Below are 17237 nucleotides of genomic sequence, written 5' to 3'. Positions count from 1 at the left end.
GATACTAATGAACAATTGAACCAATGAGCGCTTACAAGCACACCATACGTCATAAAGTATATAAGTTTCCTGACCTGAAAACTTTGCTGGGTAAGGCCTCTCCGTACAGATCTGGCGATGAACTGGCTGGTGTGACTGCCGAAAGTTATGAAGAGCGTGTGGCAGCCCAGATAACGCTGGCTGATGTACCGTTAAAAACTTTCCTGAACGAGGCTGTGATACCTTATGAGCATGATGAAATAACCAGGTTGATTATTGATAGTCATGATACCACAAGCTTTAGCCTAATAAGCCATTTAACCGTCGGTGAGCTGCGTGATTGGCTATTGAGTGATGAAACGGATACGGCTACCTTAACTCATATAGCGGCGGGTATTACCCCCGAAATGGCCGCAGCGGTGTCCAAATTAATGAGTAATCAGGATTTAATCGCAACAGGTAAAAAATGTGAAGTGGTTACCCGTTTCCGTAATACTATTGGTTTAAAAGGGCACTTTAGTACACGTTTACAGCCTAATCATCCAACCGATGACCCAAAAGGAGTGGCAGCCAGTATTATTGATGGTTTATTGCATTGCAGCGGAGATGCCTGTATTGGTATCAACCCGGCTACGGATAGCCCTGCCACAGTAAGTAACCTGTTAAACCTGATGGATAACATTCGTCATCAGTTTGATATACCAACACAAGCCTGTGTGTTGAACCATATTACAACCACTTTGCAACTGATTAATAAAGGCGCTCCCGTTGATCTCTGTTTCCAATCCATAGCAGGGACGGAGCAAGCTAATACCAGTTTTGGCGTTAACCTGAGTTTACTTGAAGAGGCGTATCAGGCCACTTTATCCTTAAACCGGGGAACCATAGGTCATAACGTAATGTATTTTGAAACCGGGCAGGGCAGCGCTTTATCGGCCAATGCCAATTTCGGGGTGGATCAGCAAACATGCGAGGTACGGGCCTATGCAGTTGCCCGCAAGTTTAAACCATTGCTGGTGAATACCGTAGTTGGCTTTATCGGACCAGAATATTTATATGATGGCAAGCAAATTATTCGGGCAGCTTTAGAAGACCATTTTTGCGGAAAGCTGCTTGGTTTACCTATGGGTGTAGATGTTTGCTATACCAACCATACCCAGGCAGATCAGGACGATATGGACAACCTGCTTACATTATTAGGCGTAGCAAGCTGTAATTTTATTATGGGGATCCCGGGAGCCGATGATATTATGCTTAATTATCAGTCCACATCATTTCATGATGCGCTTTACTTACGCAAGGTACTTAGCATGAAACCCGCACCAGAGTTTGAAAAATGGCTCATCAAACAAGGAATAGTTGATGGTAAAGGAAATATGCTATCCCTGAGTCAATCACATGAATTATTAGATGCTATGATCAAGTAATATGAAAAGGAACATCCCTCAGGAGATACTATCTTTAAAGGCGCTGCAGGAGTTTACTCCGGCACGGATAGCTATCGGGCGGGTAGGTACCAGCATCCCTTTAAAACAATCACTCGCATTTAAACTGGCCCATGCTTACGCTCGCGATGCGGTATATTCTGAATTGGATATCAACAATTTAACGGATTTACTTAAATTACGGGGTTTAGCTGTTTTACATCTGCAAAGCAGGGTTGGTTACCGCGAACAGTATCTGCAAAGACCGGATATGGGTCGCAGGTTAAACCAGGAATCTATTGATCTGCTGCAGGGATATCGTGCCGAAACAGATATTGCGATTATTATAGCGGATGGTTTATCAGCAACTGCGGTCAATAAAAATTCTCTGGAGTTATTAAATGTACTTATTCCGCAATTAACTGTGGCAGGATTTAAACTGGCGCCCATTAGCCTGGTTGAACAAGGACGAGTAGCCATTGGTGATGACATTGGGTACGGATTAAACGCAAGGTTATCACTGATACTTATAGGTGAACGGCCGGGGCTAAGTTCGGCAGATAGCCTCGGCGTTTATCTTACCTACGGCCCAAAACCTGGTCTTACGGACGAAGCCCGTAATTGCGTATCCAACATCAGGCCTGGCGGTTTATCCTACACTAAAGCGGCCAAAAAAATATTCTATCTAATTTCTGAAGCTTTTAAGCGAAAATCATCTGGTGTAATGCTTAAAGATAACGCTGGATTACTGGAAAGTTGAGGAATCAAAAGCTAAGGCTTAAAGCCCAAAGCTTTTGATTATATGTTATATTCAACTTGCTCTCTTTATATAGTTAACACAGTGTGTTAAGCTTTCCGCTTTTAGCTTATTTTACCCGCTTTTCGATAGTTCCGTTAAAAGAAATCGGATCACGGTTACTGCTGGTTACCTGTAGCGATGCATAACCATCGGCAGAAATATCAAGCCTTAAGGTTTGCACATCGCGCCAATCGCTGATATTTTTGTCCTTGCCAGTTGGCTTTATAGTAACGCTCCAACCACCTTTTTTACCGGCTTTTGATGTATAGGTAAAGTGGGTGTTGGTAAACTTAATACCGCCTTCAGTAGGATTATATGGGGCGGTATAAGCTCTGCCAAAATATGGCAAAAATGCGGCGATGGTATCCTTGGATACCGCCAGGTCATAATCGGAGGTTAACGACCGGCCTGCACCCCTCATAGGCGTCACGTAATTGGCTTTAAATACATAGTTTTGTGCCTCGACCATATTTTTTATAGCCAGAGCACGGGCAGCTTTTCTGTCTTTAGAAGTGCTTTGTGCATTAGCTGCATTGATACCTATAAAAGTCAGCAAAAGTAATGCTGATATATTCTTTAACAATTTCATAATTAAGTATTTATTGGTTAGACAATAAAGTGACACTCAGGTTTAATTACTACTAAAGTTAAACATTATTTAAAAGAAAAAACCACCCGTTTTTGGTGGATGGCTTGGTGCAAATTTAATGAGTTGATTTACTTTTTACTAAATTAACTTATTTCTCGTATTGCCAAAATCTACCTTTTCCTTCGGCTATCCATTCCATAGATTGTTCTATCCTTTTTTGCCTTGTAGCTTCTGTTTTCGCATCGGTTATCCAAACTAAGTAGTCTTTACGAAATGAGGCAGATTTACTTTCAAAAATTTCTTTTGCTGAAGGATTAGTCGCAAGCTTTTCACTAAAATAATCAGGTACTTCAATTACTTTTGGCTTTTCAGATACAGGCTTTGCTTTTTTTACCCCATTTTCATTTAAAGCCATAGCTTCTTTGATATAAGCTACTAATGTTTCCTTCGCCGGTAGGTCAGATAAAGACTTTATTTTGTCCATATACCCCATCTTTTGTCCCGCTTTTACGCTCTCTATTATCTTTGTATCACTCATTAGTTCCGCTTTGTAAAGGCTAAATGAGCAATGGTTTTTATAGCCTGCAAGGATACACATCATATCATCTTTGTAATCAAAATGCGGATTGCCCCATTTAATGATTTCTTCAACTTCGGGGCATGTTTCATGAATTATTTGACGCAAATACTCCATGATCGGCTTTGCGAAATCTGCAGATTTTTCGATGTACTCATCAAATTGAGGGTTGAATTTTGACATTTAAGCGTGTTTTTATAGGCTGATTTACAACAAATCTAAAATAATTTAAGCAAAAAGCCACCCGTTTTATATACGAGCGGCTTGGTTTTAATCGAATAATTTTTAATATTTAACTAATTGAAGTACAGAACTTTATATTAAATTAACGCTACGGTTAACAAATTCTGTAAGTTCAGCACCGGTCAATAAGCCTTGAGAAAGCAGGGCCAAATCAAATGCCTGTTTTGATAATTGAGCTTGGGTATCTTCGTTTTCTTCCTGTAATATACGGTTGATCAGTTTATGGTTTCCATTCACAATTACCTTGTAGTTATCGGGCATATTGCCATAAAAACTCATACCACCTCCCATAGCTGCCATATCTTTCATGCGGCGCATAAATTCGTCCATAGTAACAGTAACAGGTAGCTCATCCGGGTTAAGGCTCTCAATTTGAACGTTGTATGCCGGTTTGTTGATGGCTTTGTTAAAGATGTCTTTTACTTTAGTTGCCTGTTCTTCGGTCAAAACGGTTTCCGGGGCATCATCTTTTTTGATCAGCTTATCAGCCACATCAGCGTCAACACGTTTCAGTGATGTTTTCTCCAGCTTTTGCTCCAACTGACTGATAAAGTGATTATCAATAGGAGAGTTCATCACCAGTACATCGTAACCCTTTTTACCAGTAGATTGGATAAAGGCATCCTGTTTTGCCGGATCATTGGTGTAAATGTAAACCAACTGACCATCCTTGTCGGTTTGAACAGCTTCAACTTTGTCTTTATATTCAGGCAGGGTGAAGTTTTCGTTTTTGGTATTGGTAACCAAAACAAAGTCTTTAGCTTTATCATAAAACTTATCTTCGCTTACCATACCGTATTTTACGAACAAACCAATGTCTGTCCACTTTTCTTCGTAAGCTTTACGATCGGTTTTAAATAGTTCTGACAATTTATCAGCTACTTTCTTGGTGATGTAGCTATTGATCTTTTTAACATTACTATCGGCCTGTAAAAAGCTACGGGATACGTTAAGCGGAATGTCTGGTGAATCGATAACACCATGCAGCAACATCAGGAACTCAGGTACAATATCTTTTACCTCATCAGTAATAAATACCTGGCGACTGAATAATTTGATCTTATTTTTTTGGATCTCAAAGTCGTTTTTCAGCTTAGGAAAGTACAATACACCAGTCAGGTTGAACGGATAATCTACATTCAGATGGATCCAGAACAACGGGTCTTCGCTGAAAGGGTAAAGTGTTTTGTAGAAGTTAAGATAATCTTCGTCTTTTAATTCTGATGGTGCTTTTGTCCAGATGGGGTTGGTATCATTGATGATGTTATCATGCTGAACATCAATGTATTTTGGTTTTCCTTCTTCGTCAACACCATCTTCTTCACGGTCGGTTTTTGTACCAAATTTAATGGGCACAGGTAAAAACTTACAGTATTTGTCCAGTATCTCCTGAAGCTTGTGTTCATTCAAAAACTCTTCAGACTCACTGTTGATATACAGCGTGATCTCGGTGCCACGTTCTTCCAGCACACCTTCGCCAATTTCAAATTCGGTACTGCCATCACAAACCCAGTAAGCAGGTTCGGCGCCATCCTGGTATGAAAGTGTCTGAATTTCAACCTTATCAGCTACCATAAAGGCTGAATAGAAGCCTAAACCAAAACGACCAATGATCTCATTGGCATCTTTAGCTTCTTTGAATTTCTCCATAAATTCGGTAGCGCCGGAGAAAGCGATCTGGTTGATATATTTCTTGATCTCTTCGGCGGTCATACCCAGGCCGTTATCAGAAATGGTAATAGTTTTTTTGTCGGCATCAAATGCCACTTCAACTCGAAGGTCGCCCAGTTCGCCATTGTACTGGCCCAGGGAAGCCAGGCGTTTGATCTTTTGGGTAGCATCTACCGCGTTTGATACCAGTTCGCGCAGAAATATCTCATTATCAGAGTAAAGGAATTTCTTAATGATCGGAAAAATGTTCTCGGTGTGAATCGAAATGCTGCCTTTTTCTTGCATAATATTTTATATGATTGATTTAATATGATTTTCGGTCTGTAACCATCAATGCCTGTTCCAAAGGATAGGATGTTGTCAAATTGGCAGTAAAGTTTTTTGAAACGGGGTTTGGGTAACTGTTGAAATATTAGCTCGAGGACTTTTTAAACCTAAAATTTAACACTTTTCAGTATCAAAACAGGGCAACACCTCAAAAACTGTCAAAAACCAACTTAAAACCATCGATTTTAACACTTTTTAACAAATTTTTGAGTGGTTTTGAAAAGTTTAAAAAGTGTTAAGATATTATTGCCAAATACTAAATACCAACCGATCGGTTTTTGTCTTAAATGCTTATGCAGAAATTGTTTTTAAGAATGTTTCCAATAGCTTTTTTAAATCTTTAAGCGTCTCTGGGTTGGTGATCTGACCCTCCGTATCCATTTTGGAGCGGACAAAGGAAATAACCAGCGTAGCACCATCAACAATGTAGCTATTTAACGCGCCCAGCGTAAGCAGGAGCGAGGCATGGGCATGTTCGCCGCCTAATGAAGCGGCAATGAGTGCAACAGGCTTTTTCACCAGCGAACTGCTGGATACCAGCCAATCCAGCATGTTTTTGAGCTGACCGGGTACACCAAAGGCATATTCTGGGGTGCAAATGATTAGGCCATCAACAGTCGCTAAAAGCTCACGTAATCTAATTACAGTCTCCGGAGGAGTATCGTTATCTAAACCCGGATCAAAAGGCGGTATCAACGCCAGTTCATCGTATATGGTATAATTAAGACCCGCCGGAACCTGGGTGGCCAGGTATTTCAGGATATGATGGTTTGATGAACCGGAACGCAGACTGCCTGAAATGGCGAGGATATTTTTAAGCTTGTGATCTTCCATCATTTAATAATTGCGTTTTATCTTTCCTAAAGCTTGAATAATTTCTCTGATCAGACCCTTGTATCCGCCGATCTCCATACTGCTGAATTTTATTTTATCACCGTTTGTGAGCTGTATGGTTGTCTTTTTACCTGTATATATGCCCGTTGTCCTAAAATTCTGTGATATCTCAACCGGATCATCAGATTGACGTATGGATGTGATTCGGATAAGCGGAATGCTTTTATGGAGAAATAAAAGTGGCTTGCGGATAATCAGTTCGCTATTGGTTAAGATGATAATTTTGATGTTTAGCAACATCCATAAACTGGTTATTGCAAAAAATAAAAATACACTTACTATAACAAATAACATGATATTTTTAGTTTTCTGATCACCGTTAGATAACCATTTCGCGCTTAACAAATAGCAAGTGATTGAACTAAAAAACACAAGCCCGATCATGCCGATACAAATGACGGCGTATCTTGGCTTGGATTTGAAGATGTAATCTGAATGATTAGTTTGATCCATAAAACAAAAGTTCCCCCTTCAGGGGGTTAGGGGGATCTACGGTATAAATTGCAAAATAAACGACGATCCCTTGCCCTCGGTTGATTGTACCTGTATATTGCCCTTATGCAGCAGCATGATCTGCTTGCACAGGCTAAGGCCTATACCGCTGCCCGTTTTGCGGGTACTGAAGAAAGGAATAAAGATCTTGTCGAGCAGTTCGGGTGGCATGCCTAAACCGTTATCGGTCACTTTCACCAGTGTTTTACTGTTATTCTGTAACTCTCCTGATAATATGAGGCGTGGCTCTTCGCGGTCTTTTACGGCTTCAATGGCGTTCACTAACAGGTTGATCATCACCTGTTCAATCAGGTTAATATCAGCCTGTATGGCCAAGGTAGGATCTCGTAATATGATTTCCAGTTCGATATGCTTTTTTTCGAGGGTAGGGCGCATCAAACTGGCCAGGTTCTCGAACAGATCGCGCACCAGGATTTTATTCAGATCGAGCTTGGTGATCTTGTTGAGGCTGCGGTAGCTTTCGGTGAATTTAAGTAAACCCTCACTTCGTCTTTTGATGGTATCGATACCTAATTCCAGGTCCTCCAGTTCGCTGCTTTGAATGGCTTCGGTAATTTCAGGGCTTTGCAGCCGGTTTTTCAGGGTGTCGGCCAATGATGATATAGGCGCAACCGAATTCATGATCTCGTGTGTCATTACGTTGAGCAATTTTGACCATGCCTTTGACTCGGTTTCGTCCAGGGCTTCGCTCACGTTCTGGAAAGCTATCAGCTTATATAATATATCGTCGCTGCGCATAACACTGGCTGTGATGAGCATTTTTACCAGTTGTTGGTTGCGGGTAATGGTAATGATCTTGCTGTCGCCGGGTTTTACGATGGTTAATTCATGGTACAGAGCCGGATCACGTTTTTCGAGCGAATGAACGGTTTTGAGATAGGGGATGCCAATGAGATTTTTAAAGGCCTCGTTGATCCAGCTGATGTTACCGGTTTCTTCCTCGAACGACAGGATACCGGTATCAACCAGTTCCAGTATTTTTTGCAGGTAATGGTATTGTGTTTCGCGCTCCCGGCTGATAAGCTTAAAGGTGGTATTGATATCATTAAAACCTTTACGCAAGGGCTTTAGCTCGTTTGGAGCCCGGCGAACGTCAAAATGCCGCGAAAAGTCACGGTAATGAATCGATTCTACAAACTGATTTACCTCGTCCTGTGCTTTTTTCTGAAAACGGATCATCTCAATAACCGCGTATACGATAAGCGGAATAAAAATAACCAGGTAAAGCGGCTTGCCGTTAACAATAACAAAGGCGGCGGCAACCAGGGCCAGGAACATCAGGAACACGCGCAGCAGCAGCCGCCATTCATATCGGTTAAATATCATATTTGCTTAATCTGCGGTATAAAGCTGTGCGGGTTAATCCCAATTCTTTAGCAGCCCGTGTTATATTGCCATTGTGTTTTTCAATAACCCGTAGTATGGCGTTCTTTTCCAAAGTACTGAGCTGGATGTTATCATCATCGGCAACGGCTTCCGGCGCTGTTTCTAGGATCGAAAAGATAAGATCGTCTGGACGCAGAATGCTTTCGTCGGCCATGATCACCGCTCTTTCAATAGTATATTGCAACTCGCGCACGTTGCCCGGGTAATTGTATGCTTTTAATTTTTGTAAAGCCGCGGCATCAAAATCAACCGAAGGTTTAAGGTACTTGCTGGCATACAATTTAGCAAAGTGCCTGGCCAGTATGGTAATATCTTCATTGCGCCGGCGTAACGGAGGCATATTGATCTCGACGGTATTGATACGGTAAATCAAATCTTTACGAAAACGGTTTTCATTAGCCAGCTCATGCATAGGCACGTTGGTAGCACAAATAAGCCTGATATCGATATCAACAGGTTTATTGGTACCCAAGCGGGTTACCTGGCGATTTTGGAGCACAGTAAGTAGTTTAGCTTGTTGCTGCAAGGTAATATTACCAATTTCATCCAGGAAAAGGGTACCGCCCTGAGCATCTTCAAACCTGCCGGTACGATCTTCTCTGGCATCGGTAAAAGCGCCTTTTTTATGACCAAAGAGCTCACTTTCAAATAATGTATCGGTAAGTGCGCCAACATCTACTTTTATAAAGGGTTTATCGGCACGCAGGGATCGCTCATGTATAGCTTTAGCCATCAGGTCTTTACCAGTACCGTTTTCGCCCAGAAGCAGGATATTAGCATCGGTAGGAGCAATTTTATTCACTTTGTAAAAAATATCCTGCATCACTTCCGATTCGCCCAGGATAGAAGTATCGCCAGCAGTGCTTTTCACCGCGGTTTTGGTTGTTTTTACACCTTCTTTTTTATCTAAAAGCTCCTTTATGGTTGTAATTAGCTTTTCGTTATGCCATGGTTTAACAATAAAATCATTCGCGCCTTCTTTTAAGGAGCGCACAGCCAGGTCAATATCGCCATAAGCGGTTATCATGATCACACATACATTGGGTTTCCAGTCCTTTACCTTACGTAACCAGTACAAACCCTCATTGCCGGTGTTAATAGCGCTGTTAAAATTCATATCCAGCAACACCAGGTCAACCTCATTGCGTTGCAGCAGCCAGTTCAAATTTTCCGGGTTCTTTTCGGTAATCACTTCATGGGCTTCTGTTTTCAATAAAAGCTTAACAGCGGTTAACACATCCGGATCATCGTCAACAATTAAAATAGTAGCTTTTTTTAATATCATGTTTTTATATGGTTCATTAGTTCATTGGCTCATTAGTTTATTGGGCCCTGTACTTGTATCGACAAATATAACAGAGTATTGCTACCAATGAACTAATGAACCGGTGAACTATTGAACTAAATTGCTTAAATTTCATACCAGTTATTATAATGCAAGTATTAAACTGTAAATCAATAATGAAGGGGAATGCCAAAATCTGGCCATTGTATCATAACCGGACACTTGCTGTAACAGAAGCGTACGCTTTAATTGATTATTTTCTATTTAATACACTGAAATACAGTAATTTAATTTGTGGCATATCTTTTTGTTATGACTTATCAAAATATAATAAACTACAGTGGACAGAAAAATTGAAAAGAAGACCTGGAACAATAAACGGATACTAACAATTGCGGGCATAACGGGCATTATTTTATTAGTTGGCAGCAGTATTTATTTTACATCTGGTAAAAGTAAGCTGGATGTTGATACGGAACGTATAACCATCAGCACTATTACCAAAGGTCCATTTCAGGAATTTATACCTGTTAATGGCGTAGTAATGCCTTTGACTACTATATATCTTGACGCATCTGAAGGCGGTGTAGTTGAACAAAAATATGTTGAAGATGGTGCTAACCTTAAAAAAGGCGATCCAATTTTAAAACTATCCAACACTGATCTGGAACTGAGCCTGGCCAACCAGGAAACCGCTGTATATGCTGAGCAAACCCAAATGCAGATATCACATAACAACGCGCAGCAAAATACCATCACTAAATTAAATACCATGGCCGATGTGGAGAACGCTTATAAAGAAGCTGAAAGGGTATACAAACTGGATAAACATCTTTATGAGCAAAAAGCCATTGGTTTACAGCAATATCAATCTGATAAAAATATGTACGACTATCAGGTTAACCGTTATAGATTAGCCAAGCAGATATTATCGCAGGATACGACTTTGGTTAAGCAACAGGCATCGCAATCACAGGAGCAATACGCACACATGAAAACCACACTTGAATTGATGCGTAAAAAAGTAGCAAGCCTTACTTTAAGGGCACCCGTTGACGGACAGCTAACCTCTATGGATGCAGAAGTTGGACAAAATAAAAAACAAGGTGAGCATTTGGGGCAGATAGATGTGCAATCGGGATTTAAGGCAAGGGTTGATATTGATGAGCATTACCTTTCACGCGTATATACCGGCTTAAAAGGTGATTTTCAGTTTGCCGATAAAACTTATAATCTGGTAATTAAAAAAGTTTTTACAACGATAACTGCCGGCAGGTTTCAGGTTGATATGCAGTTTGTTGGTGCAGTGCCAAAAGGTATCAGGAAAGGACAAACGCTACAGGTACGACTGGCTTTAAGCGATGAAACTACTGCCGTATTACTGCCTAAGGGAGGCTTTTACCAACAAACCGGCGGTAACTGGATATTTAAAGTAAGTGAAGACGGTACAAAGGCCTATAAGGTAGACATACACCTTGACAGACAAAGTCCGGATTACTTTGTAGTAACCGATGGCCTGAAACCTGGCGATAAGGTAATTACCTCGAGCTATGAAACTTACGGCGATATCCAGGAGCTGGTATTGAAAAAATAAATTGACAAAACTGCAACGAAAAGCAGCTATAAAACATCATATATAAAAAAATTAACTTAACGAAATATAAAAAACAAGTCTCTTCGCCGCGTGGTGAAGAGGATTCAGGAGGCACCAATGATAAAAATTACTAATCTTGAGAAATTCTACCGTACCGAAGAGGTAGAAACCATAGCTTTAAATAAGCTATCGATTGAAATTGCTACCGGCGAATTTGTGGCTATCATGGGCCCGTCTGGTTGCGGTAAATCAACATTGCTTAATATTTTAGGTATGCTGGATGATCCGGATGCAGGCAGTTATGTTTTCAACGATATTGAGGTAGCTCATTTTACCGAACGTAAACGTGCCGACCTGCGCAAACACAACATTGGTTTCGTATTCCAGAGCTTCAACCTGATAGATGAGCTTACCGTATTTGAAAACGTGGAACTGCCATTGATATACACAGGTGTAGCATCGGCCGAAAGGGTAAAAAGGGTAGAAGAGGTGCTGGACAAAATGCAGATCATGCATCGCCGTAACCACTATCCACAACAGTTATCAGGTGGTCAGCAGCAACGTGTGGCCATTGCCCGCGCGGTTGTTAATAAACCTAAACTGATACTTGCGGATGAGCCTACCGGTAACCTTGACAGCAGCAACGGTAACGATGTAATGGAACTGTTAACTGATTTGAACGAACAGGGAACTACCATTATCATGGTAACGCACTCTGAACACGATGCCCGCTATAGCCACCGTATCATCCGCTTGTTGGATGGCCAGAGTGTTATGGAAAATATTATGGTTTAAACCACCAGCTTCTCCAAAAAGAAAATAGTTTATATAAGTTAGTAAGTGCCTCGCTATCCTCTCCTTATCAGGAGGGGTTAGCTTGAGTTTTTGCTTGTTGCTATCGGGATAGTCAATGTCCTTTAAATTTAAAGAAACGTGGGATAAATAGCCGGTTTAAAAAGGAGAGGAAGTGGAGTTTTATTAATTGTTAAATATTAACACTTACGTAAATGATCAGGAATTATATAAAAACAGCTTTCCGCGGCCTTCAAAAAAGCAAGGGCTTTACCACTATCAATATCCTGGGACTGGCTTTAGGACTGGCAACCTGCCTGCTCATTATATTATATGTAGCTGATGAATTAAGTTACGACCGTTATAATACCAAAGCCGACAGGATATACCGGGTAAATGAAGATCTTAAACTGGGTGATAACAGCGTACAATATGCGGTATGTATGCCCCCGCTGGCCAAAACCCTGAAGGCAGAGTACCCTTACGTTGAAAATGCTGTCCGCTTAAAAAATGCCGGCAGCTGGCACGTTAAAAAAGGCAATTCCAGTATCCTGGAGAACAGATTGGCTTACGCCGATCCTTCATTGTTTGATGTTTTTACATTACCGATGATCAATGGGAGCCCGGCATCAGCCCTGGCAGAACCCAATAGCATTGTAATTACCGAGACTATAGCTAAAAAATATTTTAGCAGCATTAATGTAGTTGGCAAAACTATGGTATTAAATGATAATACACCATTTAAAGTTACCGGTGTAATTCGTGATGTACCCAGACAATCACATTTCAATTTTGATTTCTTCTTGTCTATGTCTACCTGGGCCGATAGCCGTTCCAATGAATGGTTACGCAGCGATTATAATACCTATGTTTTATTAAAAGACCCATCAGATGCCCAAAAACTGGCGGCCAGCTTTCCTGCATTATTAAAAAAATTCAGCGGCGCCCAAATGCAGGCACAGTTAAATATGAGTATTGATGCCTTTGAAAAAAGCGGCAGCTTTTTCAGAATGAACCTGATCCCCTTAACAGACATCCATTTAAAATCGAGCCTGAGCGGTGAGCTGGGCCCTAACGGTACTACACAGTACATCTATATATTTTCGGCAATAGCTGTTTTTATTCTTTTAATAGCCTGTGTAAACTTCATGAATCTTTCTACAGCGCGTTCGTCAAACCGGGCACGTGAGGTTGGGGTACGTAAAGTTTTAGGTTCCGATCGCAAACAGCTGATCGCCCAGTTTTTAACCGAATCGGTTTTAGTTACGTTTGTGGCTACCTTACTGGCGTTTACCGCGGCCATGTTTCTATTGCCTTTATTTAACCAGCTATCCGGTAAAGAATTGGTCATTAACAGCCAGTCGTTGGTATGGATAATCCCATCGTTATTGTTCATATCCTTATTTGTTGGAGCAATTGCAGGTTCTTATCCGGCTTTTTACCTGTCGGCATTTCAACCGGTTGATGTTTTAAAAGGCAAATTAGCCGCAGGCTTTAAAGGCAGCAAGTTGAGGAGTTTCCTGGTAGTTTTTCAATTTTCAATCTCCATTTTCCTGATCATAGGCACGCTGGTAATATATAACCAGTTAAAGTACATCCAAACAAAAAATTTAGGCTACAACCGTAACCAGGTGCTTATTGTTCAAAATGTTTTTGAGCTTAACAGGCAAGCCAAAACATTTAAACAAGAGGTAAAAGAAATCCCGGGGGTTATTAATGCCACTATGACGGGTTTCCTGCCCACCTCCAACTGGAAAAATACTTCGATCTACTATAAAGATGCCACGCTTGATCAAAAAAAATCATTATTCCCGCAAAGCTGGGACATTGACGAGGATTATATAAAATCACTTGATATGAAAATGGTAGCCGGGCGTAACTTCTCCAAAGATATGCCCACAGACTCTACCGGCATTATACTTAATGAATCTGCCGCTAAATTCCTGGGTTTTAATGATACCAATAAAATTCTGTACAGAAGCCAGGGTGGCAAAAACACATTGGATAATGTAAAACAATATCACGTGATAGGGATAGTAAAAGATTTTAATTTTAATTCCCTGCGCGAAAGTATAAGTCCGGTAGTGATGACGTTGGGCGAAAATACAGGAGCCCTTAGTATTAAGGTGGAAACCAAAAACCTGCCTGCATTACTATCTCAGATAAAAGACAGATGGAAGGAACTATCGCCTAATGTACAAATCAATTACTCATTTATGGATCAGGAATTTGATGCCTCATACCGTACAGAACAGCGTACAGGACAAATTTTTATAGTATTTACTTCCCTGGCCATTGTAATTGCCTGTTTGGGTTTATTTGGTTTGGCTGCCTATGCTGCAGAACAACGCACCAAAGAAATTGGCATAAGGAAGGTGTTAGGTGCCAGTGTATCGGCCATTGCTGGTATGCTGTCTAAAGATTTTATTAAACTGGTGTTCATTTCTATTTTAATAGCCACGCCTTTTGCCTGGTACTTTATGAATAAATGGTTTCTGCAAGGTTTTGCCTACCGGGTAAATATTCAGTGGTGGGTACTGGTTTTGGCTGGTGTGGCCGCGTTATTTATAGCGGTTATTACCGTAAGTTTTCAATCTATCAAAGCGGCAATGGCCAATCCTGTTGACAGCTTAAAGAATGAATAAGGGAATGGTAAATGGTAAATAAAGATGCCAGATAATTTAGAGTTTAAAAATTAGTATTTAGAATTTTAACCATTATGATCAAAAACTTTATAAAAATAGCTTGGCGAAATTTGGTGCGTCACAAATCGTTTTCGTTTATCAATATAGCCGGATTGGCTATTGGTATGGCAAGTGCCGCACTCATTTTGTTCTGGATTCAGAATGAGCTGAGTTACGACCAGTTTCATACTAATAAATCGCGTTTATACCTGGCTTATAACCGGGCGGTTTTTGATGGTAAGCTTTGGTGCTGGCCAACAACACCCAAAGTAATGGCTAAAACTTTAAAGCAGGATTATCCGGGAGTAGAGGATGTAGCCAGAACCACATCGGCCAATTTTTTGTTTACCGTTAGCGACAAACACCTGAATGTTCCTGGTTATTTTACAGATCCTGCTTTCCTGACTATGTTCAGCTTTCCCTTGATCAAAGGAAATGCTAAAACAGCGCTCAATACGGTGAGTTCAATTGTGATCACCGAACAACTTTCCAAAAAACTATTTGGCAACGACGATGCAATAGGTAAAGTTGTACGGATCGATAGCGTTGATAATTTTACGGTTACCGGAGTTTTGAAGGCATTGCCCAATAATACCCGGTTCGACTTTGAGTATCTGATACCCTGGAGCTACCTGATAAAAACAGAGCACGAGGATGAGAAAAACTGGGGAAATAATTCTGTGCAAACATGGGTGCTGGCTAAACCCAATGTATCTGAAGCTGCCTTAAATAAACAGGTGTTAAATATAACCAGATCACATTCCGACCAAAAAGACGATGATGTATTTATGCACCCGGCCAGCAAATGGCGGTTATACTCGGAGTTCGAAAACGGCAAAGTAGTGGGTGGTCGAATCAGTACCGTAAAATTGTTTGGGGTGATAGCCATGTTTATTTTGCTCATCGCCTGTATCAACTTCATGAACCTGAGCACAGCTCGAAGCGAACGGCGTGCCCGGGAGGTGGGCATACGCAAAGTGGTAGGTGCTCAAAAAGGCTCGCTCATTGGTCAGTTTCTGGGTGAATCCATATTACTGGCCCTTATTGCCGGTATCTTAGCCCTTATTATAGTGCAAATTAGCCTCTCAGGGTTTAATCAATTGACAGATAAACAATTGTATATACCATTCAGTAGCATTAGCTTTTGGTTTATATGTCTGTTGTTTGTATTGTTAACCGGCGTTATAGCGGGTAGTTATCCTGCTTTTTATTTATCGTCATTTAAACCTGTAAGCGTATTAAAAGGCACGTTTAAGGCTGCCAATGCTTTAGTTACCCCACGTAAATTATTGGTGGTTATACAGTTTACCTTTGCCATTGTGCTCATCATTTGTACCATTATTGTACGTAACCAGATGCAATATGCACAAGACCGTGAGCTGGGTTACAAAAAGGATAACCTGGTTTATACCATGATGATGGGCAGCATTGAAAAGAACTATAAGATGATCAGGAGTGAGCTGATCAGTAGCGGTGCGGCAACTTCGGTAACCAAAACCAGTTCGCCCATCACCCAGAGATGGAGCGATAGCTGGGGCTTTGATTGGAAAGGGAAGGATCAGAGTAAAAAAATTGACTTTATCGTTTACAATACTGACGGGGATTTTGTAAAAACAATAGGGTTGAAAGTTGTAGCCGGTCGGGATATCGATGTGGCCACTTATCCAACTGACTCAACGGCTATGTTACTAAACGAGGCCTCTGCCAAAGTTATGGGTTTTAAAAACCCAATAGGGCAGATCGTAAAAACTGGCGATAGCCATACCTGGCATATTATAGGAGTGGTCAAAGATTTTATTATTGAATCGCCCTATGAGCCTGTTCGGCCAATGCTTGTACAAGGGCCAAAATCATGGTTCAACGTAGTACATTACAAATTAAATCCTGCAAATACAACTGCAGAGAACCTGAAACGGGCCGAAGGCGTATTTAAAAAATACAATTCAGAATATCCGTTTGAATACCATTTTGCCGACGAAGAGTATGCCCGTAAGTTTAACGATGAAAAACGGACAAGTACATTGGCAAGTTTATTTGCCGGGTTAACCATATTTATTTCCTGCCTGGGTTTATTTGGTTTGGCGGCTTATATGGCCCAAAACCGTCAAAAAGAAATTAGTGTACGCAAAGTTTTAGGCGCATCGGTGTCAAACCTTACTACTTTATTATCCAAAGACTTTTTGATGCTCGTACTCATCTCATTTTTGATAGCCTCGCCAATAGCCTGGTACGGTATGCATGTTTGGTTACAAAACTATACCTATCGCATCAATATTCAGATTTGGGTATTTATAGCAGCGGGGTTATTAACTATGATCATTGCTTTGGCTACGGTTAGTTTTCAATCAATAAAGGCCGCGCTCACAAACCCGATCAAAAGTTTAAGAAGTGAATAATGGTGAATGGTGAATGGTGAATGGTGAATGGTGAATGGTGAATGGTGAATGGTGAATGGTGAATGGTGAATGGTGAATGGTGAA

At 40.8% G+C, this 17237-nt stretch carries 13 protein-coding genes; 6 read left to right on the top strand and 7 right to left on the bottom strand.

The genetic code is table 11. The features are described from left to right. Positions 1-23: 23 nt before the first annotated feature. Positions 24-1406: an ethanolamine ammonia-lyase subunit EutB gene (locus AB6735_RS08990; RefSeq protein WP_370995595.1), complete on the top strand. Its 1383-nt coding sequence runs from the start codon at positions 24-26 to the stop codon at positions 1404-1406. Between the two features lies 1 nt (position 1407). Then, the gene (gene eutC, locus AB6735_RS08985) at positions 1408-2163 is read left to right on the top strand and encodes an ethanolamine ammonia-lyase subunit EutC (protein ID WP_370995594.1); all 756 of its coding nucleotides are present in this window, start codon (positions 1408-1410) and stop codon (positions 2161-2163) included. Between the two features lie 106 nt (positions 2164-2269). Here eutC and AB6735_RS08980 read toward each other — a convergent pair whose 3' ends face one another. From AB6735_RS08980 to AB6735_RS08950, 7 genes are all read right to left on the bottom strand, one after another. Then, a complete protein-coding gene (locus AB6735_RS08980) occupies positions 2270-2791 on the bottom strand; it encodes a DUF4251 domain-containing protein (protein ID WP_370995593.1) in 522 nt (173 codons plus the stop codon). Between the two features lie 148 nt (positions 2792-2939). Continuing rightward, positions 2940-3551 (bottom strand): YdeI family protein, encoded by a 612-nt coding sequence (locus AB6735_RS08975; protein ID WP_370995592.1) that lies wholly within the window; start codon positions 3549-3551, stop codon positions 2940-2942. A 132-nt stretch (positions 3552-3683) separates the two neighbouring features. Continuing rightward, complete coding sequence (htpG, locus tag AB6735_RS08970; protein ID WP_370995591.1) at positions 3684-5567, bottom strand: molecular chaperone HtpG; 1884 nt, start codon at positions 5565-5567, stop codon at positions 3684-3686. 333 nt (positions 5568-5900) lie between these two features. Next, complete coding sequence (locus AB6735_RS08965; protein ID WP_370995590.1) at positions 5901-6446, bottom strand: NADPH-dependent FMN reductase; 546 nt, start codon at positions 6444-6446, stop codon at positions 5901-5903. Further along, entirely contained in the window at positions 6447-6797 is a 351-nt protein-coding gene (locus AB6735_RS08960) for a hypothetical protein (RefSeq protein ID WP_370995589.1), read from the bottom strand. Between the two features lie 195 nt (positions 6798-6992). Further along, complete coding sequence (locus tag AB6735_RS08955) at positions 6993-8342, bottom strand: PAS domain-containing sensor histidine kinase (RefSeq protein WP_370995588.1); 1350 nt, start codon at positions 8340-8342, stop codon at positions 6993-6995. Then, positions 8332-9687: a sigma-54-dependent transcriptional regulator gene (locus AB6735_RS08950; protein WP_370995587.1), complete on the bottom strand. Its 1356-nt coding sequence runs from the start codon at positions 9685-9687 to the stop codon at positions 8332-8334. The genes AB6735_RS08955 and AB6735_RS08950 overlap by 11 nt, the downstream gene beginning before the upstream one ends. Before the next feature lie 340 nt (positions 9688-10027). On the opposite strand from AB6735_RS08950, the gene AB6735_RS08945 reads away from it, so the two are divergent. From AB6735_RS08945 to AB6735_RS08930, 4 genes are all read left to right on the top strand, one after another. After that, positions 10028-11281: an efflux RND transporter periplasmic adaptor subunit gene (locus AB6735_RS08945; RefSeq protein WP_370995586.1), complete on the top strand. Its 1254-nt coding sequence runs from the start codon at positions 10028-10030 to the stop codon at positions 11279-11281. Between the two features lie 117 nt (positions 11282-11398). Further along, positions 11399-12076, top strand: coding sequence for an ABC transporter ATP-binding protein (locus AB6735_RS08940; protein WP_076373372.1), 678 nt, complete (start codon positions 11399-11401; stop codon positions 12074-12076). A 212-nt stretch (positions 12077-12288) separates the two neighbouring features. Next, positions 12289-14718, top strand: coding sequence for an ABC transporter permease (locus tag AB6735_RS08935; RefSeq protein WP_370995585.1), 2430 nt, complete (start codon positions 12289-12291; stop codon positions 14716-14718). Positions 14719-14792: 74 nt separating this feature from the next. Then, positions 14793-17153: an ABC transporter permease gene (locus tag AB6735_RS08930; RefSeq protein WP_370995584.1), complete on the top strand. Its 2361-nt coding sequence runs from the start codon at positions 14793-14795 to the stop codon at positions 17151-17153. Positions 17154-17237: the final 84 nt, after the last annotated feature.

Source organism: Mucilaginibacter sp. RCC_168, assembly GCF_041355315.1.
Taxonomy (GTDB): Bacteria; Bacteroidota; Bacteroidia; order Sphingobacteriales; family Sphingobacteriaceae; genus Mucilaginibacter.
This window is presented reverse-complemented; position numbering and strand designations above follow the sequence as displayed.

What these genes read in the sequence shown, in the direction of transcription:
- AB6735_RS08930 (WP_370995584.1), top strand. Translation starts at nt 14,793, where the DNA reads ATGATCAAAAACTTTATAAAAATAGCTTGGCGAAATTTGGTGCGTCAC.
- AB6735_RS08975 (WP_370995592.1), bottom strand. Translation starts at nt 3,551, where the DNA reads ATGTCAAAATTCAACCCTCAATTTGATGAGTACATCGAAAAATCTGCA.
- AB6735_RS08935 (WP_370995585.1), top strand. Translation starts at nt 12,289, where the DNA reads ATGATCAGGAATTATATAAAAACAGCTTTCCGCGGCCTTCAAAAAAGC.
- AB6735_RS08940 (WP_076373372.1), top strand. Translation starts at nt 11,399, where the DNA reads ATGATAAAAATTACTAATCTTGAGAAATTCTACCGTACCGAAGAGGTA.
- AB6735_RS08965 (WP_370995590.1), bottom strand. Translation starts at nt 6,446, where the DNA reads ATGATGGAAGATCACAAGCTTAAAAATATCCTCGCCATTTCAGGCAGT.
- eutC (WP_370995594.1), top strand. Translation starts at nt 1,408, where the DNA reads ATGAAAAGGAACATCCCTCAGGAGATACTATCTTTAAAGGCGCTGCAG.
- AB6735_RS08955 (WP_370995588.1), bottom strand. Translation starts at nt 8,342, where the DNA reads ATGATATTTAACCGATATGAATGGCGGCTGCTGCTGCGCGTGTTCCTG.
- AB6735_RS08990 (WP_370995595.1), top strand. Translation starts at nt 24, where the DNA reads ATGAGCGCTTACAAGCACACCATACGTCATAAAGTATATAAGTTTCCT.
- htpG (WP_370995591.1), bottom strand. Translation starts at nt 5,567, where the DNA reads ATGCAAGAAAAAGGCAGCATTTCGATTCACACCGAGAACATTTTTCCG.
- AB6735_RS08950 (WP_370995587.1), bottom strand. Translation starts at nt 9,687, where the DNA reads ATGATATTAAAAAAAGCTACTATTTTAATTGTTGACGATGATCCGGAT.
- AB6735_RS08980 (WP_370995593.1), bottom strand. Translation starts at nt 2,791, where the DNA reads ATGAAATTGTTAAAGAATATATCAGCATTACTTTTGCTGACTTTTATA.
- AB6735_RS08960 (WP_370995589.1), bottom strand. Translation starts at nt 6,797, where the DNA reads ATGTTATTTGTTATAGTAAGTGTATTTTTATTTTTTGCAATAACCAGT.